Origin of the sequence: Dactylosporangium maewongense, from assembly GCF_039531485.1 — a bacterium.
In the GTDB taxonomy this organism is placed as follows: Bacteria; Actinomycetota; Actinomycetes; order Mycobacteriales; family Micromonosporaceae; genus Dactylosporangium; species Dactylosporangium maewongense.
This window is the reverse complement of sequence record NZ_BAAAQD010000021.1, coordinates 43,353-62,871: the sequence shown is the minus strand read 5'-3', so window position 1 is coordinate 62,871 and position 19,519 is coordinate 43,353. Positions and strand designations below refer to the sequence as shown.

Genomic DNA, 19,519 nt, shown 5'->3' with positions numbered 1-19,519 from the left:
AGATGCGCAGAAGGGCACCAGGATGCAGCAGCTCACCGCGTCCCGATCGGGCTTGACGGCCGTCGGCGCTTGTTCGGTGCAGCCGGCTGGGGCAAACGGCGAGGGTCGATGGCTGGACTCGATGGGGCACGGCGGACGCCGGGCACCGGATGCGGCGCGCATGCGCGGAAGCCGCCGCCTCGCGCCGAAGGCGCGCGGTAAGCGCAGCGTGGCCGGCGGTGCGAGCGCAGCGAGCATTGGGGTGCGGGTGAGAATCCCCGCCGGGACCCGCCGCGCCGGCGGTGGGGCGGAAGCACAGCGGTCGGGTGGGAAGCCCCGCCGGGACCCGCCGCGCAGCGGTGGGGCGGAAGTACAGCGGCGGAAGTACAGCGGCGCAGCTAGCACCACCTTGGTGGGGCGTGGCACGATCACCCGCATGGGAATCCTGATCCGGCTCGGCGTGAGTGCGTTCACGGTGTGGCTGGCAACGCTGGTGATCCCGGGCATCACTGTTGGGGGGACGACTGGGCGGACGGTGCTCACCGTGCTCGTCGTCGCCGCGATCTTCGGGATCGTCAATGCGGTGTTGCGCCCGATCATCAAGACCATTGGGTGCTGGGCGTATCTGCTGACGCTCGGACTGATCTCGCTGGTCGTCAACGGGCTGCTGTTGATGCTGACGAGCTGGATCGCCGAGCAGTTGGACCTGGCGTTCCACGTCGAGAACTTCTGGCCGTCGGCGGTGCTCGGGGCGCTGTTCATCGGGATCGTCAGCTGGGTCATCAACCTCGTGATCCCGGACGGTGGCGACAAGGACCGAAACCAGCGCCGGCAGCCCCCGCCGTCGCGGCAGCAGCAGTACTACCCCCGCAACTACAGGTAGGCGAACGACCCGGTGAGGGGCGGTTGGCCGACCGCCCCTTACGGTAAGAGGCGTGGAACCGCTGCGCCGTGGGTATTTGTCCGCATTGTCCGCCAACATCATGTGGGGCGTGTTCCCGCTGTACTTCCGGGCGCTGCGGCCGGCGGGGGCGGTGGAGGTGCTCGCGCACCGGATCGTGTGGTCGCTGATCTCGGTGGCGGTGCTGCTGACCGTCCTGTCGCGGTGGAAGACCCTGAAGGCGCTGGTCAAGGACGGCAAGCGGCTCGCCGGGATCGCCGCGGCGGCGGTGTTCATCGCCGTCAACTGGGGTGTCTACATCTTCGCCGTCGACACCGACCACGTGGTCGAGGCGTCGCTGGGGTACTTCATCAACCCGCTGTTCGTGATCCTGCTCGGCGTGCTGGTGCTGCGCGAGCGGCTGCGGCGGCTGCAGTGGGTCGCGCTCGGCGTCGGTCTGGTCGCCGTCGTCGTGCTGAGCGTGGACAACGGGCGGTTGCCGTGGATCGCGCTGACGCTGGCCGGTTCGTTCGGGACGTACAGCCTGATCAAGAAGCGGCTCGGGCTGCCCGCCGGTGAGGGGCTGTTCCTGGAGTCGGCGGTGCTGACGCTGCCGGCGCTCGCGTTCCTGGCGTGGCTGGCGAGCCGGCACCAGGAGACGTTCGGCACAGTGTCGACCTGGCACACGATCATGCTGGCGGGCAGCGGCCTGCTGACCGCGGTGCCGTTGCTGCTGTTCGCGGAGGCGGCGAACCGGGTGCCGCTGTCGGGTCTCGGGATCCTGCAGTACCTGACGCCGACGCTGCAGCTGCTGCTGGGCGTGCTGGTGTTCCACGAGCCGATGCCGCCGGTGCGGCTGGCCGGGTTCGCCGTCGTGTGGTGCGCGCTCGCGATCTTCACCGCCGACGCGATCCGGCACACCCACAAGCGAAGGGCGGCCGCCGTGAAGGAGCCGGCGACCGCCGTCCGTGAAGCGGTGTGAGTCAGACGACGAAGGTCAGGCGTCGAGGGCGAGCAGAGGCGTGCCGTCCGCCCCGCGGATCTCGATCTTCTCGATGTTGTCGCGCCGGAACTGGCTGTGCGCCTTGAGCTCGTACTCGTCGCCGGCACCGGCGGTCCACGAGTCGAGCTCCTGGGGCGCGCCGGACTTCGGCACGACGTAGAGCTTGTACGTCCACTTGCCGTAGCCACCGCCGGGCTTGTAGGCGCACCGCATCCGCACGAGGGTGCCGTCGTCGAGCCCTTCGATCGCGAGGCTGGCGGTCACCGGTACCGTCGCCGCGACCTCCTGCATGGCCACGAAATCGGGCTGTCCGAGCCCTGCGGACCGCACCCCGAGCACGGCGAGCACGCCCAGGCAGGCGGCGACGAGCGCCGTCCCCGCGGTCTGCCAGCGACGGCGGCGCCGCTCGGTGCGCCGGCTGTGCCGCGCCCGGTCGAGCACCCGCGGCAGCAGCGGATCAGCCCCCGAAGCATCGGCCGGCGAAGGAACGGCGGACGGACCGGCCCACGAAGACGAAGGCGAAGACGCGACCGACGGACCGGCCCACGAAAGGTCCGAAGACGAGGACGAAGACGAGGGCGAGGACGGCGGCACAGCCGAGGGACCGGCCCACGAAGCGACGCCAGGATCAAGCTTGCCGAGCAGCTCCGGCAGGTCGCCGAACTCCGCCACCTCCGCCTGGCACTCCGCACAGCCCGCCAGGTGCCGCTCATACGTGTCGCGCTCCTCGGGCGACAGCGCCCCGAGCACGTACACGGCCGAGTCATGGAGGTGTTCACACCTCATTGCCCACCCCCAACTCCTCCAGGACGACCTTCAGCGAACGCAGTGCGTAGTACGTCCGCGACTTGACGGTGCCCGGGGGCACGCCCAGTCGTTCGGCCGCCTCGGCGACCGAGCGTCCCTGGTAGAAGCACTCCACCAGGACCTCGCGGTGCGGTCGGGAAAGCCGGTTCAGTGCCTCCGCCAGGACCCAGGACTCCACCGCGCGCTCGGTCTCGTCGACCGCGACCGGAGCCTCCGGCAGCTGGTCGGTGAAGACCTCGCCGACCCGCGCGGAGCGTCGCCGCCACGCGTCGATGGCAAGGTTCCGAGCGGTGGTGAAGAGCCAGGCCCGCACCGAGCCGCGCGCCGGGTCGAGCGCCTCCGGGTGTTGCCAGGCCCGCAGCAGGGTCTCCTGCACGAGGTCCTCGGCCCGTTGACGGTCTCCGCCGGTCATTCGCAGCGCGTGGGCGAGCAGCGCGTCTCCGTGCTCCTTGTGGAGCGCCTTCAGCAGCAGGTCAGCATCGTCTGTACTCACGCTTTGGCACTATCCGCATCCCTTCCACTGGCTTCTACGCACTAATACGCACAGCGGTTCAAGGCGGCGTCACATGTCATTCACCCGACATCCCTAGGGTCGCGTGTCATCCCCCCGTCGCTGATCAGGATCAGGAGCCCGTAATGTCGGATACCCATCGCCGGCCGTTACCGTTCATCGGCGCGGCCAACGTGACGCACGGCGGCCGTGACCGAATGACCTGCCTGTACCGCTGTGGCAACGCCTGCGAGCACCCGGTGCCGAACCAGTCCGACAACCCGTACTTCACCGACCAGGTGAACGCGGTGTCGCGGCGGGGCGTCATGCGCGCCGGCGCGCTGGTGCTGGGCCTGGCCGGGGCGGGAGCCGCCGTCGGGACGCCCGCGTTCGCCGCGCCGGCTGGGGAGGCCGTCGAGCCTGACGTGGTGGTGCCCGAGGTCGACACGTTCGCGGCGAAGAGCCCCGAGCCGTCGCAGCTGACGTTCAAGGCGGTCACGCCCAACCAGGTCGACGGCATCGTCGTCCCCAACGGGTACGACCACGCCGTCGTCATCAAGTGGGGCGACGAGGTCGTGCCGGGCGCGCCGCGGTTCAACGTCGCGAAGCAGTCCGCCGACGCGCAGTCGAAGCAGTTCGGCTACAACAACGACTTCGTCGCGGTGCTGCCGCTGGACCGCCGGGGCGAGCGGGCGCTGCTCGTGTGCAACCACGAGTACACCAACGAAGACCTGATGTTCCCGAACTTCCCGGGCATCGACGGGCTGTCGGTCGAGCAGCTGCGCACCGCGATGGCGGCGCACGGCATGTCGGTGGTCGAGCTGGAGCGGGTCGGCGACTCGGGTCGCTGGACCCCGGTGTCGCGCGGGTCGCGGCGGTACAACCGCCGGATCACCGCACTGGCGACGCACTTCAAGATGACCGGCCCCGCGGCCGGCCACGCCCTGCTGAAGACCGCGGCGGACCCGTCGGGCCGCGACGTCATCGGCACGCTCAACAACTGCGCCGGCGGCGTGACCCCGTGGGGCACGATCCTGTCGGGCGAGGAGAACTTCAACCAGTACTTCGTCGGCGCCGAGACCGCCGTCGAGCCGGCGAAGACCCGGTTCAACCGGTACGGCATCGACACGGTCAACCACTACCCGTCAGGCAGCCGCAAGTGGGACCGCGCCGACGCCCGCTTCGACCTGACGAAGAACCCGAACGAGGCCAACCGCTTCGGCTGGGTCGTCGAGATCGACCCGTTCACGCCGGGCTCCACCCCGCGCAAGCACACCGCGCTGGGCCGCGTGAAGCACGAGGGCGCCAACATCATCATCGCCAAGAACGGCAAGGCCGTGGCGTACATGGGCGACGACGAGCGTTTCGACTACCTGTACAAGTTCGTGTCGGACAAGAAGTTCGACAGCGGGAAGTCCTACTTCGCCCGCCGGCACAACCTGACGCTGCTGGAGTCGGGTTCGCTGTACGTGGCGAAGCTCGGCTTCACGTCGGCGGCGGAGATCGACGGCAGTGGCAAGCTGCCCGCCGACGGCGCGTTCAACGGCACCGGCGAGTGGGTCGCGCTGGTCAAGGACGGCAGGTCGCAGGTCCCCGGCATGTCGGTCGAGGAGGTGCTGATCTTCACGCGCCTCGCGGGTGACGCGGTCGGCGCGACCAAGATGGACCGCCCCGAGGACGTCGAGCCCAACCCGAAGACCGGCAAGATCTACGTCGCGCTGACGAACAACACCGCGCGCGGCCCGGCCGGCAAGGCGCCCGCCGACGAGGCGAACCCGCGCACGAACAACAAGCACGGCCACATCTTCGAGATCACCGAGGACCAGGGCGACCACACGGGCACGACGTTCACCTGGACGATCCCGATCGTCTGCGGCGACCCGAAGGACCCGGCGACCTACTTCATGGGCTTCGACAAGGCCCAGGTGTCGCCGATCTCCTGCCCCGACAACGTCGCGTTCGACGGCGCCGGCAACCTGTGGATCTCCACGGACGGCAACGCGCTCGGCACCAACGACGGCCTGTTCGCGGTGCCGCTCGAGGGTCCGGAGAAGGGCCACCTGAAGCAGTTCCTGACGGTGCCCTACGGCGCCGAGACCTGCGGCCCGTGGATCCACGGCGACAACAAGAGCGCGTTCGTCGCGGTGCAGCACCCGGGTGAGATCACCGGCGCCTCGATCGAGAAGCCGGCGTCGAACTGGCCCGACGGCGACTTCGCCAAGCCGGGCGTCGCGGTGGCGTGGCGGGTGGACGGCCGCAACATCGGCGTCTGAGCCGTATCTCTGTGGCGGGTGTCTCCCCTGTACGAGGGGGAGGCACCCGCTTCACTGTTCGGCCAGGACCGTCGCCAGGTGGTGCGCGGTGGCCAGCAGGCGGGTCCGCACGACCTTCGCCGATGACATCAGCTCGGCGGGCGGCAGCGCGCACGCCAGCACGACCCGGCGGTCGGGGTCGCGGTCGTTGACGACCATGACGGCCGCGCAGGCGAGGCCCTGGCGGAACTGGCCGATCTCGATCTGCATGCCGCGGCGGTCGCCGGCGGCGAGGTCGGAGTCGAGCGCCTCGGGCGAGGTCAGCGTCGCCGAGGTGTAGGCGCGCATCCCGTACTCCTTCAGGAACCGCCACCGCTGGTCGGCGCTCATCGTCGCGAGCAGCGCCTTGCCCAGCGCGGTCGCGTGCGCGGCCTCGTCGTAGCCGGGCACCAGGTCGTCGAGCGGCGGCGTCCGCGGGCCCTCGGCAGCGGCCGTCACGGCGATCCTGCCGCCGATGAAGCGCCCCAGGTAGTGGCTGTACCCCGTCTCGGCGGCGGCGCGGCGCAGCCGGTCCGTGACGGCGCTGGGCCCCCGGAACGCGAGCACCAGCTCCCGGTAGCGGTCGGCGATCTCCAGGCCGACCACGTAGGTGCCGTTCTCGCGGCGGATGACGTAGCCCTCGTACGCGAGGGTGCGCACCAGGTGATAGGTAGTAGCGACCGTGAAGTCACATCGCCTGGCGATCTGCTTCACGGTGAGGCCGCGTGGTGACTGACCCACGGCCTCCAAGACTCGTAGTGCCCTCGAAACGCTCCGGATGAGGTCCGAGGGTTCGGCCTGTGGATCCCGCACCGCCGCCCTCCCCAGCCGCAGCAGTAACTGGATTCACACCATATGAAACTGGAGCGGGTCCAGGGAACACTTTGATCATTTCTGGAGCCAGGTCAGGGAATCCGACGGCTCTACACATAGCGATGAATAGCCCATTCTGGACATGGGTCATGTGCAGTCACGTTGTCGACACGCCGTGTAGCGTGAGTAATGCTCAGGCCGCGACCGTGGCATCTGTGGAAGTAATGGGTGTCCGCTTGAGTAACCGTCGCGCGAGTTCTGCCAAGCCGCTCCTGGCTGTCATCACGCCGTTGCGAGTTGTTGCGGGGGCAGGTACCGGCGCCAGGTTGCTATGAGCAATATGGCTGGACATGCCGAAGCCCCGGTGCGGTCGTCGTGACCGCCCCGGGGCTTCGGAAAGGATCAGTTGGTGCGGTCGGCGATGAAGTCGCAGAGCGACTCGAGGGCCGCGCGCGCCGGCACGTGCGGCAGCGGGGCCAGGGACGCCCGTGCGCGGTCGGCATAGCCACGGACGGTCTCGCGGGCCTGCTTCAGCGCCGCGGACTCCCGGAGCAGCCCCAGCGCCTCCGCGTGCAGCGCGTCGTCGGTGACCGGCCCCGCGGACAGGATCTCGCGGAGGCGGATCGACGCGGCGTCGCCGTCACCGGAGGCCAGCGCGTAGAGCACCGGCAGGGTCGGCACGCCCTCGCGGAGGTCGGTGCCGGGCGTCTTGCCCGACTGGGTGCTCTCGCTGGCGATGTCGATCAGGTCGTCGGACAGCTGGAAGGCGATGCCGAAGGTCTCCGCGAAGGTCGCGAGCGCCTCGATCTCCTCCTCGCTGCAGCCGCCGAACATGCCGCCGAAGCGGGCGCTGGTCGAGATCAGCGAGCCGGTCTTCTGCGAGATGACCCGCAGGTAGTGCGAGATCGCGTCCTCGCCGTGCATCGGGCCGGCGGTCTCGGCGACCTGGCCGTGCACGAGGCGGGAGAACGTGCTCGACTGAATCTTGACCGCCTCGAGGCCGAGCTCGGTGGCGCACGCGGCGGCACGGGCGAAGAGGTAGTCGCCGATCAGGATCGCCAGGGAGTTGCCCCAGCGCGAGTTCGCGCTGGGCGCGCCGCGGCGCACGTCCGCCTCGTCCATGACATCGTCGTGGTAGAGCGTGGCGAGGTGGGTCAGCTCGACCACCGCGCCGGCCATCACGACGTCGCGCGAGCTCGGGTCGCCGAAGTGCGCGGCGAGTGCCACGAGCAGCGGCCGGAAGCGCTTGCCGCCCGCGTTGACCAGGTGGCGGGCCGCCTCGGTCACCAGCGGGTTGGCGCTGTCGACGGAGTCGATCAGCACTGTCTCGACGTCCTTGAGGATCGCCATGACGCTGCTTTCCAGCGCCGAATCGGCGAATGTCAGGCCGACAGACGCACCCGATTGCACGGTTCCCGTACTCACCACAGCTCCAACGATGCCATAGCCTGTCCGATCAGCTTGCGGCGCCCTTCATACAGCGACGTCCCCACGTGGTTGGCCACGGGGGACGTCACGGTGTGCGGGGCTATTTTCCGAAGAATGCCCCGGCGTGCTCGGTCGCATCGAGCAGCACGCTCGGGGCGACACCAAGCACCAAGGTCGCGACGGTCCCGATGACCAGCGCCGCTGCCGTCATCGCGCCCGGGATCGACACCGCAGGGGTGGTCTCGCCCGGCTCCGACAGCCACATCATGACGACCACCCGCAGATAGGGGAAGGCCAGAATGGCGCTGCTCACCACGCCGGCGATCACCAGCCATGTCTGGCCGGCGTCGATGGCGGAGGCGAAGACGCCGAACTTCGCGGTGAAACCGCTGGTCAGCGGCAGTCCGGCGAAGGCCAACAGGATGAACGTGAAGAGCGTCGCATACAGCGGCGAACGCTTCCCGAGCCCGGCCCAGCGGGACAGGTGGGTCGCCTCGCCGTCGGCGTCGCGGACCAGGGTCACCACGGCGAACGCGGCGAGCACCGTGAAGCCGTAGGCGACCAGGTAGAACATCGAGCTGGAGACGCCCTTGCTGAACGCGAGGACACCGACGAGCAGGTAGCCGGCGTTGGCGATCGACGAGTAGGCGAGCAGGCGCTTGATGTCGGTCTGCGTGACGGCCAGGATCGCGCCGACGAGCATCGTGATGACCGCCACGGTGCCGAGCACGTCCTGCAGCGCCCACTCGGTGCGGGAGAAGCCGACGTTGACCAGCCGCAGCAGACCGCCGAACGCGGCCACCTTGGTGCAGGCCGCCATGAGCGCGGTGACCGGGGTCGGCGCGCCCTGGTAGACGTCCGGGGTCCACACGTGGAACGGGACCGCGGCGGCCTTGAAGAGCAGGCCGATCGACAGCATCGCCAGGCCGACGTAGAGCAGGATGTCGTCGTTGGCGGAGCTCTGGATCGCGGTGTCGATCGCCTTGAAGTCGACCTGGCCGGCGTACCCGTAGATCAGCGCGATGCCGAAGAGGAAGAACGCCGAGGCGAACGAGCCGAGCAGGAAGTACTTGAGCGCGGCCTCCTGCGAGAGCAGCCGCCGGCGGCGGGCGAGGGCGCACAGCAGGTACAGCGGCAGCGAGAAGACCTCGAGCGCCACGAACATGACCAGCAGGTCGTTGGCGGTGCAGAAGAGCAGCATGCCGCCGAACGCGAACATCGCCAGCGGGAAGACCTCGGTGGCGCCGGCGGTGCGGGTGGCCTGGTCGCGGTCGGCGTCCGTGTTGGCGGTGACCGCGGCCTGCGCGACGAACGCGCCGCCGGTCTCCAGCGTCCGCTCCCCGATCAGCAGCAGCGACACGATGCCGAGGACGATCACCGACGCCGACAGGAACAGGCCCGGCTTGTCGATGGCGACCGCGGTGTGCGCCGTGAGCACCTCCTTGCTGCCCTGGTTGATCACCATGACGAGCGCGGCGACCATGCCGAGCAGCGACAGCGACAGCTGCACGGTGTGCCTGATCCGCCGGGGTACGAAGCCCTCGACGAGCACGCCGACGCACGCGACGCCGAAGAGGATCAGCATCGGCGACAGCGCCGCGTAATCCAGGTGCGGCAGTTGGAGTTTGTCGTTCACTTGCCGGCCTCCACGGTGCCTGCGGTGGCTTTCGGGTCGGTGACGTGCATGTCCGTCATCGTCGCCTTGATCGCCGGGTTGATCACGTCGATGACCGGCTTCGGGTAGAAGCCGAGCACCAGGATCAGCACGATCAGCGGCGTGACGACGACGGCCTCACGCAGCGACAGGTCGCGGGTCATCGCCTTGATCTCGAGCAGCTTCGGGTTCGTGGTGCCCTGCGTGGTGCGCTGGATCATCCAGAGCACGTAGCCGGCGGCCAGGATGATGCCGGCGGTGGCGATGACGGCCACCGTCTTGTTCACCGTGAACGTGCCGATCAGCACCAGGAACTCGGAGACGAACGGCGAGGTGCCGGGCAGTGCGAGCGAGGCGAGACCGGCGATGAAGAAGACGCCGGCGAGGACCGGCACGAGCTTGCCGGCGCCGCCGAAGTCGCTCACCAGGGCACTGCCGCGCCGGCTGACCAGCATGCCGACGACCAGGAAGAGCAGGCCGGTCGCGAGGCCGTGGTTGACCATGTACAGCACGGCGCCGGTGCCCGCCTGGGTGGTGAAGGCGAAGATGCCGATGCCGATGAAGCCGAAGTGGGCGATCGACGTGTAGGAGACCAGCCGCTTCAGGTCCTGCTGACCGATCGCCACCAGCGCGCCGTACACGATGCCGACCAGCGCGAGCGTCAGCCCCAGCCAGGCGAAGTACTTCGAGGCGTTGGGGAACAGCGGCAGGCAGTAGCGCAGGATGCCGAACGTGCCGACCTTGTCCATGACGCCGACGAGCAGCGCCGCCGAGCCGGCCTGCGCGGCGCCACCGGCGTCGGGCAGCCAGGTGTGGAACGGGAAGAACGGCGCCTTGATCGCGAACGCGAGGAAGAAGCCGAGGAACAGCCACCGCTCGGCGGTGACGCTGAAGTCCGCGGACACCAGCGTCTGCCAGTCGAAGGTGTGCCCGCCCAGCACCCACAGCCCGACCACGGCGGCGAGCATGAACAGGCCGCCGACGAGGGAGTACAGGAAGAACTTGACGGCCGCGTACTGCTTCTGGTGACCGCCGTAGGAGCCGATGAGGAAGTACATCGGCACGAGCATGACCTCGAAGAACACGTAGAACAGGAACACGTCCTGCGCGGCGAAGACGCCGATCATCGTGGATTCGAGGGCCAGCAGCAGCGCGAAGTACGCCGGCACCGACCGCTTGCTCTTGTCGGCGTCGTGCCACGAGGCGAGCACGACCAGCGGCACCAGCAGCGCGATCAGCGCGACCATCACCAGGGCGATGCCGTCGACCGCGAACGTGAACTTGGCGCCCCACTGCGGGATCCAGGTGTACGACTCGCGGAACTGGAACCGGGCGCCGTCGGGCTTGAACTGCAGCCACAGCCCGACGGTCAGCGCCAGGATCAGCAGCGACCAGCCGAACGCGGCGCGTTTGGCCAGCTCCGGCTTGTCCTTCGGCAGGAACGCGATCCCGGCGGCGCCGACGAGCGGCGCGACCGTGAGCACGGTCAGGTACGGAAAGGAGCTCATCCGAACGTCACCGCCAGCATGGCGGCCACCACGAGCACCGCGCCTCCAAGGATGGACAGGGCATAGGAGCGCACGAAACCGGTCTGCGCCCGGCGGAGCCGGCCGGAGCCGCCGCCCACACCCGCGGCGAGGCCGTTGACCAGCCCGTCGATGCCGCGGTTGTCGAGGTAGACCAGCGCGCGGGTCAGGTAGCGGCCGGGCGCCTCGAAGACCGCCTCGTTGAACGAGTCGGTGTAGAGGTTCTTGCGGGCCGCGGTGACCAGCACGCCGGCCGGCTGCTCCTGCAGGGCGGTGCCCTTGTTGAACAGCGCGATGGCCAGGCCGGCACCGGCGAGCGTCACCACGATCGAAAGGATCGTGATCAGCGTGTGGCCCATGACCGGCTCGTGCTCGACGTGCTCGCTGCCGTAGACCGGGGTCAGCCACTCGGGCACCGACGTCGACAGCAGATAGCCGGCGCCGACCGAGCCGACCGCCAGCAGGATCAGCGGGATCGTCATGATCTTCGGCGACTCGTGCGGGTGCCGGATGTCGTCGGTCCACCGCTCAGGGCCGTGGAACGTCAGCCAGAAGAGCCTGGTCATGTAGAACGCGGTCAGCCCGGCGCCCAGCAGGGCCGCGCCGCCGAACAGCCACGCGGTCCAGCCCTCGCGCTCGAACGCCGCGACGATGATCGGCTCCTTGGAGAAGAAGCCCGACAGCGGCGGAATGCCGATGATCGCGAGCCAGCCGAGGCCGAACGTGATCCAGGTGATCTTCATGTACTTCCACAGCCCGCCGAAGCGGCGGATGTCGGTCTGGTCGTGCATCCCGTGCATGACCGAACCGGCGCCGAGGAACATGCCGGCCTTGAAGAAGCCGTGCGCGAGCAGGTGGATCAGGGCGAGTGCGTAGGCGGCACCGCCGAGCCCGACACCCAGGAACATGTAGCCGATCTGGCTGACCGTCGACCAGGCCAGGACCCGCTTGATGTCGTCCTTGGCGGTGCCGATGATGCAGCCCATCAGCAGCGTCAGCGCGCCGACCGCGACCACGACCGTCTGCGCCGTGGAGTTGGCGTCGAAGATCGCGTGCGACCGGGCGACCAGGTAGACGCCGGCGGTGACCATCGTGGCGGCGTGGATGAGCGCCGACACCGGGGTCGGGCCCTCCATGGCGTCCGGGAGCCAGGCCTGCAACGGGAACTGGCCGGACTTGCCGGCCGCGCCGAGCAGCAGCAGGAGCGCCATCGTCAGGATCACGCCGCCGCTGAGCTTGTCGACGTTGTTGAAGACCTCGGCGTAGTCGACCGTGCCGAGGTAGGCGAACATCATGAAGATGGCGATCGCGAAACCGGCGTCACCGACGCGGTTCATCAGGAACGCCTTCTTACCGGCGGTCGCCGCGCTCGGGCGCAGGTACCAGAACGAGATCAGCAGGTAGGACGCGAGACCGACGCCCTCCCAGCCGAAGTAGAGCATCACGTAGTTGTTGCCGAGGACCAGCAGCAGCATCGCCGCGACGAACAGGTTGAAGTAGCCGAAGAACTTCCGGCGACCCGGGTCGTGGTCCATGTAGCCCACCGCGTACAGGTGGATCAGTGAACCGACACCCGTGATCAGCAGGACGAACATCGCCGACAGCGGGTCGAACAGCAGACCCAGCTCGACCTTGAAGTCCCCGACGCCGATGTAGTCCCACAGCTTCAGCTCGACGCCGCTGCGGTTCTCCAGCCCGCGGAGCGTGAAGAAGTAGGTCAGTCCCAGCACGAAGGACGTGGCGACGCTGAGCACGCCGAGCCAGTGTCCCCAACGGTCGGCGCGCTTGCCGAGCAGCAGCAGCACCGCCGCGCTCGCCAGCGGGATCGCGACGAGCAGCCAGAACGAGCCCAGCCACCCGGACGCCGCCGTGTAGGCGATTTGTTCCACAACCCGCTCCCTAGTACTTCAGCAGGTTCGCGTCGTCGACGCTTGCGGAGCGTCGAGTCCGGAAGATCGACATGATGATCGCCAGGCCGACGACGACCTCGGCTGCCGCGACGACCATGACGAAGAACGCCATGATCTGGCCGTCGAGCGAGCCGTTGATCCGGCTGAACGTGACCAGCGCGAGGTTGGCCGCGTTGAGCATGAGCTCGATGCACATGAACAGCACGATGGCGTTGCGCCGGATGAGCACACCCACCGCGCCGATCGTGAACAGGATCGACGCCAGGACGATGTAGTACGTCGGTGTCACTTCTCGGTCCCCTTCGGTGCGACGTCTGCCGACGTCAACTCCCGGGTCGGGAGGATCTTGGAGATGCTGCGGTCCGACGGGGTGCCGTCGGGCAGCCGCGCGGGCGTCGCCACCGAGTCGGAGGTGGCGAACACGCCCGGGCCGGGCTTCGGCGCGGGGTAGTTGCCCGGCCGGAACCGGGCGAGCATCCGCTCCGGCTGGCTGACCTTGTCTTCCTTGCGCTTCTCGATGTGCGCCAGGATCATCGCGCCCACCGCCGCCGTGATCAGCAGCGCCGAGGTCACCTCGAAGACGAACACGTACTTGGTGAAGATGAGGCTGGCCAGGCCGGTCACGTTGCCGGCCGCGTTCGCCTCGGCCAGCCCCTTCGGGGCGCTCCCGCCGAGCGCGCGGTACAGCCCCATGCCCATCAGCAGGGCCAGCCCGACGCCGAGCAGGATCGCCACCATCCGCTGGCCGCGCAACGTCTCGATCAGCGAGTCCGAGGAGTCGCGGCCGACGAGCATCAGCACGAACAGGAACAGCATCATGATGGCGCCGGTGTAGACGATGATCTGCACCATGCCGATGAACGGGCCGGCCTGCAGGACGTAGAACACGCCCAGGCACAGCATCGTGATCACCAGGAACAGCGCGGAGTGCACCGCGTTGCGCGCCCAGACCATGCCGATGGCGCCGAGGACCGCGATCGGGGCGAGGATCCAGAAGGTGGCGGCCTCGCCGCCCTTCACGTCACCCGCGGCGGCCAGCAGGTTCAGGGCTTCCAGGGAGTGGTTCACGCCTGGCCCCCCTTGTAGTGCTCGGCACCCGCGGACGTGCCGGGGTTCTCGAGCGCGCCGACGTAGTAGTCCTTCTCGGTGTCGCCGAGACGCATGTCGTGCGGCGGGCGCTCCATGCCCGGCAGCAGCGGCGCGAGCAGCATCTCCTTGGTGAAGATGAGGTCGCGCCGGTTGTCGCGGGCCAGCTCGTACTCGTTGCTCATGGTCAGCGAACGGGTCGGGCAGGCCTCGATGCACAGTCCGCAGAAGATGCAGCGGGCGTAGTTGATCTGGTACGTCTGGGCGTACCGCTCACCGGGCGAGAAGCGCTCGTCCTCGGTGTTGTCGGCGCCCTCGACGAAGATCGCGTCCGCGGGGCACGCCCACGCGCACAGCTCACAGCCGATGCACTTCTCCAGGCCGTCCGGCCACCGGTTGAGGATGTGCCGGCCGTGGTACCGCGGGGCCGGAGGCTTGCGCTGCTCCGGGTACTCCTCGGTCACCACCTTCTTGAACATGTGCGAGAAGGTGACCCCGAACCCCTTGAGGGTTCCACCGATGCTCATGCTGACTCCTTGCCGGTCGAGACGGGCTCCCGCTCGACGATCACGCGCTTGGCCCGCGGGCTGGGCGGGACCTCAAGGTTGAGCGGCGGCAAGGGGAAGCCCTTGCTGCCACCGACCCGGCCGCCGGGGTGTGCCTCCGGGATCTCGACGACCGTGGCGCCGCGCCGCGACAGGACGATCGCCACCAGGCCGAGCGCCAGGGCCGCGACGATGATCGCGACGGAGACGCCGAACTTGCTCATCGAGCTGAGGCTGTCGGTGTTGATCGTCAGCAGGATGCCGGCGAGGGTCAGGATCCAGATCAGGTTGGCCGGGATGAGGACCTTCCAGCCGAACCGCATGAACTGGTCGTACCGCAGGCGGGGCAGCGTGCCGCGCAGCCAGACGAACACGAACAGCAGCAGCAGGACCTTGATGGTGAACCAGAGGACCGGCCACCAGCCCTGGTTGGCGCCGTCCCACAGCGAGATCGGCCACGGTGCCCGCCAGCCGCCGAGGAACAGCGTCGTGCACAGGCCGGAGACGGTGACCATGTTGACGTACTCGGCGAGGAAGAACAGCGCGAACTTCAGCGACGAGTACTCGGTGTGGAAGCCGCCGACGAGCTCCGACTCGGCCTCGGGGAGGTCGAACGGCGCCCGGTTCGTCTCACCGACCGCGGAGGTGAAGTAGATGAGGAAGCTGGGCAGCAGCAGGATGCCGTACCAGGCGGGCAGGTCAGCGCTCCAGCCGCCGATGTCGACGGTGCCGTTGCCGGCCTGCCTCTCCACGATCTGCGAGGTCGACATCGTGCCGGAGACCAGGAAGACCGAGACGATCGACAGGCCCATCGCGACCTCGTACGAGATCATCTGGGCGCTGGAGCGCAGGCCGCCGAGCAGCGGGTAGGTCGAGCCGGAGGCCCAGCCGCCGAGCACGACGCCGTAGATGCCCATCGACGAGCACGCCAGCACCAGCAGGACGGCCACCGGGATGTCGGTGAGCTGCAGCGGGCTGTGGTGGCCGAAGATCGACACCGTCGGGCCGAACGGGATCACCGAGAACGCGGTGAACGCGCAGATCGTGGAGATCACCGGCGCGAAGAAGAAGACCACCTTGTCCGCGAGCCGCGGCATGATGTCTTCCTTGAACGCCAGCTTCAGGCCGTCGGCGAGCGACTGCAGGAGGCCGAACGGGCCGTTGCGGTTCGGCCCCGGGCGGACCTGCATCCGGGCGACGACCTTGCGCTCGTACCAGATGGCGAAGAGCGTCATGACGACCAGGAACGCGAAGATCACGACGACCTTGGCGAGCACCAGCCACCAGGGGTCTTTGCCGAACTGGTCGAGGTTCGCGGCGAGGATCATGAGTTGGTACCCCCAGTGCTGATCTCGACCAGCGCGCCTTCGGCCACGCCGAGCGTGCGCCGCAGGGTCGAGCCGGGCGAGTTCGTCGGGACCCAGACGACGCGATCGGCCATGTCGGTGACCAGCGCCGGCAGGGTGATCGCGCCCCGTGCCGTGCCGACCGTCACCGGGTCACCGTCGGCGACCCCGAGGTCGGCGGCGGTGCTCTTGGAGATCCGCGCGACCGGCGTGCGGGCGGTGCCGGCCAGGTGGCCGTCGCCGTCCTGCAGCGAGCCGCTGTCGATCAGGTGGTGCCAGGACGCCAGGATCGCCTGGCCGCCGGCCGGCGTGGCGGCCACACCCGCGGCCACCGTCGGCACCTCGGCCCGGACGCTGGCGCGCAGCGCGGCACCGGCCGTGGCGGTGCCCGGCAGCGGCAGCTCCGCGAGCGTGGCGAGCTGCGCCCGCGCCGCGTCGACGTCGCCGACACCCAGCTCGATGCCCAGCTCACGGCCGAGCGCGTCCAGCACGCGGGCGTCGCTCATCGCGGCGGTCTTCAGCACCGTGATGAACGGCCGGACCCGGCCTTCCCAGTTGACGTAGGAGCCGCTCTTCTCGACCGCCGGGGCGATCGGCAGGACCACGTCGGCGCGCTTGGCGACGGCGCTGAGCCGCAGCTCCAGGCTGACCACGAACCCGACCGCGTCGAGCGCCTCCTCGGCCGCCCGCGGGTCGGCCAGGTCGCCCGTGTCGACGCCGCCGACGAGCAGCCCGCCGAGCTGGCCGGCCTTCGCGGCGGCGATGATCGCGTCGGTGTCCCGTCCCGACGCGCTGGGCAGGACGCCCGCGTCGAGCTGCCACGCGACGGCGACCTCGCTGCGCGCGGCCGGGTCGTACACCGGACGGCCACCCGGCAGGAGGGTCGGCAGCGCGCCGGCCTCGACCGCGCCGCGGTCACCCGCGCGCCGTGGCACCCAGGCGAGCTTGGCGCCGGTCTCCGTGGCGATCCGCGCCGCGGCGGACAGGCCGCCCTCGATGCTCGCCAGCCGCTCGCCGACGAACAGGATCGCGCCCTCGGCCGACAGCGCCTCGCGCAGCTGCTCGGACCCGCCGAGCACCTCCGCCTCGGCGCCCGGCGCGGTGAGCAGGACGGTCGCGCCGAGCTTCTCGAACCCGCGGCTGACGAACGGGGCGACCGCGTAGCTGGCCAGCCCCCGCTTCAGGTAGGTCTTGCGGGCCCGCAGGTAGATGATCGGGCACTCTTCCTCGGGCTCCAGCCCGACGAAGACGACCGCGCCGGCGCGCTCGATGTCGGCGTACGTGACCTCGACCTGGCCGGCCACCGACGAGCCGAGGAACTCGGTCTCCTCCGTGGACAGTGGGCGGGCCCGGAAGTCGATGTCGTTGGTGCCAAGGGCGACCCGGGCAAACTTCGAGTACGCGAACGCGTCCTCGACCGTCAGCCGGCCGCCGGTCAGGACGCCGACGCCGCCGTTGTCCTTCGCCGCGGCGAGCCCGGCGGCCGCGACCGTGAGGGCCTCGGGCCAGCTCGCCTCGCGCAGCTCACCGGTCTTCGCGTCGCGCACCAGCGGCTTGGTCAGCCGGTCGGTGGCGTTGGTGTACTGGAACGCGAAGCGGCCCTTGTCGCAGTTCCACTCCTCGTTGACCGCCGGGTCGTCGCCCGCCAGGCGGCGCATGACCTTGCCGCGGCGGTGGTCGGCCCGCTGGTCGCAGCCGGCCGCGCAGTGCTCGCACGCGTTCGGCGTGGAGACCAGGTCGAACGGCCGGGCCCGGAAGCGGTACTGCGCGCTGGTGAGCGCGCCGACGGGGCAGATCTGGATCGTGTTGCCGGAGAAGTACGAGTTGAACGGCGCGTCATCCTCGGGCGACTCGGGGTTGCCCCGGAAGACGCCGATCTGCTCGTTGGACGAGCGCTCCATGAGGTCGATGAACTTGTCGCCGGCGATCTCGTCGGAGAACCGGGTGCAGCGCTGGCACAGCACGCACCGCTCGCGGTCGAGCAGCACCTGGGTGCTGATCGGCAGCGGCTTCGGGTACTCCCGCTTGTGCTCGACGAACCGGCTCTCGGCCTGGCCGTTGCTCATCGCCTGGTTCTGCAGGGGGCACTCGCCGCCCTTGTCGCAGACCGGGCAGTCCAGCGGGTGGTTGATCAGGAGGAACTCCATGATGCCCTCTTGGGCCTTCTTGGCCACGTCGGAGGTCATCTGGGTGCGGACCACCATGCCCTCGGCGACCGGCTGCGTGCACGAGGCCACCGGCTTGCGCTGGCCCTCCACGTCAACCAGGCACTGGCGGCACGCGCCGGCGGGGGCCAGCAGCGGGTGGTCGCAGAAGCGGGGGATGGAGATGCCGATCTGCTCGGCGGCCCGGATGACGAGGGCGCCCTTGGGTGCCTCGACCTCGATGCCGTCGATGGTCAGCTTGACCGTCTCGACCTTCGGAACGACGTCCGTCATCAGTGGGCTCCTACCAGTTCGCCCTTGAACATCGGGGCCTTGCGGCCTTCGATGTAGTCCAGGTAGTCCTGCTTGAAGTACTTGATCGAGGACGTCACCGGGCTGGTGGCACCGTCACCGAGCGCGCAGAAGGAGCGCCCGAGGAGGTTGTCGCAGGCGTCCAGCAGGGTGTCGAGGTCCTGGTGGGTGCCCTGGCCGGCGAGGATGCGGTGCAGGATCCGCACCATCCAGTAGTTGCCCTCGCGGCACGGCGTGCACTTGCCGCAGGACTCGTGGTGGTAGAAGGCGATCCACCGGTACGTCGCGTAGACGATGTCGTCCTGGTCGGAGAACACCTGGACGGCGGTGGTGCCGAGCATCGTGCCGACGCCCGCCATGCCTTCGAAGTCCATCGGCACGTCGAGGTGCTCGTCGGTGAGCATCGGCGTCGAAGAGCCGCCCGGCGTCCAGAACTTCAGCTCGTGGCCGGCCTGCATGCCGCCGGCCAGGTCGATGAGCTGCCGCAGCGTGACGCCGAGACCGCACTCGAACTGGCCGGGGTTGTTGACCCGTCCCGAGATCGAGTAGATCTTCGGGCCGGGCGACTTCTCGGTGCCCATGCTGCGGAACCAGGCCGAGCCGCCGAGGACGATGTACGGGACGCTGGCGATCGTCTCGACGTTGTTGACGACCGTCGGCGACGCGTAGAGCCCGTGCGTCGCGGGGAACGGCGGCCGCAGCCGGGGCTGGCCGCGGTACCCCTCCAGCGAGTCCAGCAGCGCCGTCTCCTCGCCGCAGATGTACGCGCCGGCGCCGCTGTGGACGACCAGGTCGAGGTCGAAGCCGCTGCCGAGGATGTTCTTGCCGAGGTACCCCTTGGCGTACGCCTGCTCGACCGCGGCACGCAGGCGGCGGGCGGAGTGGACGGCCTCGCCGCGGATGTAGATCGCGGCGAAGTTGGCCCGGATGGCGTAGGAGGCGATGATGACGCCCTCGACCAGCGCGTGCGGGTCGGCCATCATCAGCGGCAGGTCCTTGCAGGTGCCCGGCTCGCCCTCGTCGGCGTTGACCACGAGGTAGTGCGGCTTGCCGTCGTTCTGCGGGATGAAGCCCCACTTCATGCCGGTGGGGAAGCCGGCGCCGCCGCGGCCGCGCAGGCCCGAGTCCTTGACCAGCTGGATCAGCTCGTCAGGGTGGGCCTTGAACGCCTTGCGCAGCGCGGTGTAGCCGTCGAGCCGCTCGTACACGTCGATCTTCCACGCGTCGGGCGAGAGCCAGCGCTTGGTCAGCACCGGCGTCAGCTTCGACAGCGACTCCTGGGAGGGCTGGTAGTCCAGCGTCACG

Annotated in this window: 15 protein-coding genes and 1 pseudogene; 3 read left to right on the top strand and 13 right to left on the bottom strand. The window is 69.3% G+C overall.

The window, feature by feature from the left end; translation table 11 throughout:
• Positions 1-415 precede the first annotated feature (415 nt).
• Both ABD332_RS41000 and rarD read left to right on the top strand, forming a co-directional pair.
• Positions 416-775: pseudogene (locus ABD332_RS41000) on the top strand (phage holin family protein); the annotation flags it as partial.
• Positions 776-914: 139 nt separating this feature from the next.
• Positions 915-1,841 (top strand): EamA family transporter RarD, encoded by a 927-nt coding sequence (gene rarD / locus ABD332_RS40995; protein ID WP_344509045.1) that lies wholly within the window; start codon positions 915-917, stop codon positions 1,839-1,841.
• A gap of 15 nt (positions 1,842-1,856) precedes the next feature.
• Here the strand turns inward: rarD and ABD332_RS40990 are convergent, their stop codons facing one another.
• The gene (locus tag ABD332_RS40990; protein ID WP_344509043.1) at positions 1,857-2,618 is read right to left on the bottom strand and encodes an anti-sigma factor family protein; all 762 of its coding nucleotides are present in this window, start codon (positions 2,616-2,618) and stop codon (positions 1,857-1,859) included.
• Between the two features lie 19 nt (positions 2,619-2,637).
• Entirely contained in the window at positions 2,638-3,162 is a 525-nt protein-coding gene (locus ABD332_RS40985; RefSeq protein WP_344509041.1) for a sigma-70 family RNA polymerase sigma factor, read from the bottom strand.
• Between the two features lie 143 nt (positions 3,163-3,305).
• Between ABD332_RS40985 and ABD332_RS40980 the strand changes: the two genes are divergently transcribed.
• Entirely contained in the window at positions 3,306-5,432 is a 2,127-nt protein-coding gene (locus tag ABD332_RS40980) for a PhoX family protein (protein ID WP_344509039.1), read from the top strand.
• A gap of 51 nt (positions 5,433-5,483) precedes the next feature.
• Here the strand turns inward: ABD332_RS40980 and ABD332_RS40975 are convergent, their stop codons facing one another.
• The 11 genes from ABD332_RS40975 to nuoF form a co-directional block, all read right to left on the bottom strand.
• On the bottom strand, positions 5,484-6,263 hold the full coding sequence (locus ABD332_RS40975; RefSeq protein WP_344509037.1) for an IclR family transcriptional regulator: 780 nt from the start codon (positions 6,261-6,263) through the stop codon (positions 5,484-5,486).
• 402 nt (positions 6,264-6,665) lie between these two features.
• Complete coding sequence (locus tag ABD332_RS40970) at positions 6,666-7,703, bottom strand: polyprenyl synthetase family protein (protein ID WP_425552379.1); 1,038 nt, start codon at positions 7,701-7,703, stop codon at positions 6,666-6,668.
• An 88-nt stretch (positions 7,704-7,791) separates the two neighbouring features.
• Positions 7,792-9,327 (bottom strand): NADH-quinone oxidoreductase subunit NuoN, encoded by a 1,536-nt coding sequence (gene nuoN / locus ABD332_RS40965; RefSeq protein WP_344509033.1) that lies wholly within the window; start codon positions 9,325-9,327, stop codon positions 7,792-7,794.
• Positions 9,324-10,853, bottom strand: coding sequence for an NADH-quinone oxidoreductase subunit M (locus ABD332_RS40960; RefSeq protein WP_344509031.1), 1,530 nt, complete (start codon positions 10,851-10,853; stop codon positions 9,324-9,326). Before ABD332_RS40960 ends, nuoN begins: the two co-directional genes overlap by 4 nt.
• On the bottom strand, positions 10,850-12,760 hold the full coding sequence (gene nuoL / locus ABD332_RS40955; RefSeq protein ID WP_344509029.1) for an NADH-quinone oxidoreductase subunit L: 1,911 nt from the start codon (positions 12,758-12,760) through the stop codon (positions 10,850-10,852). Before nuoL ends, ABD332_RS40960 begins: the two co-directional genes overlap by 4 nt.
• Before the next feature lie 10 nt (positions 12,761-12,770).
• On the bottom strand, positions 12,771-13,070 hold the full coding sequence (gene nuoK, locus ABD332_RS40950) for an NADH-quinone oxidoreductase subunit NuoK (protein ID WP_344509027.1): 300 nt from the start codon (positions 13,068-13,070) through the stop codon (positions 12,771-12,773).
• A complete protein-coding gene (locus ABD332_RS40945) occupies positions 13,067-13,837 on the bottom strand; it encodes an NADH-quinone oxidoreductase subunit J (protein ID WP_344509372.1) in 771 nt (256 codons plus the stop codon). The genes nuoK and ABD332_RS40945 overlap by 4 nt, the downstream gene beginning before the upstream one ends.
• 8 nt (positions 13,838-13,845) lie before the next feature.
• Positions 13,846-14,394 carry an NADH-quinone oxidoreductase subunit NuoI gene (gene nuoI, locus ABD332_RS40940; RefSeq protein ID WP_344509025.1) on the bottom strand — a complete coding sequence of 183 codons (549 nt, stop codon included), beginning with the start codon at positions 14,392-14,394 and terminating at the stop codon, positions 13,846-13,848.
• Entirely contained in the window at positions 14,391-15,740 is a 1,350-nt protein-coding gene (nuoH, locus tag ABD332_RS40935; RefSeq protein ID WP_344509023.1) for an NADH-quinone oxidoreductase subunit NuoH, read from the bottom strand. Before nuoH ends, nuoI begins: the two co-directional genes overlap by 4 nt.
• Positions 15,737-18,196, bottom strand: a complete 2,460-nt coding sequence (locus tag ABD332_RS40930; protein ID WP_344509021.1) for an NADH-quinone oxidoreductase subunit G — start codon at positions 18,194-18,196, stop codon at positions 15,737-15,739. The genes nuoH and ABD332_RS40930 overlap by 4 nt, the downstream gene beginning before the upstream one ends.
• Positions 18,196-19,512, bottom strand: coding sequence for an NADH-quinone oxidoreductase subunit NuoF (nuoF, locus tag ABD332_RS40925; RefSeq protein WP_344509370.1), 1,317 nt, complete (start codon positions 19,510-19,512; stop codon positions 18,196-18,198). The genes ABD332_RS40930 and nuoF overlap by 1 nt, the downstream gene beginning before the upstream one ends.
• Positions 19,513-19,519: the final 7 nt, after the last annotated feature.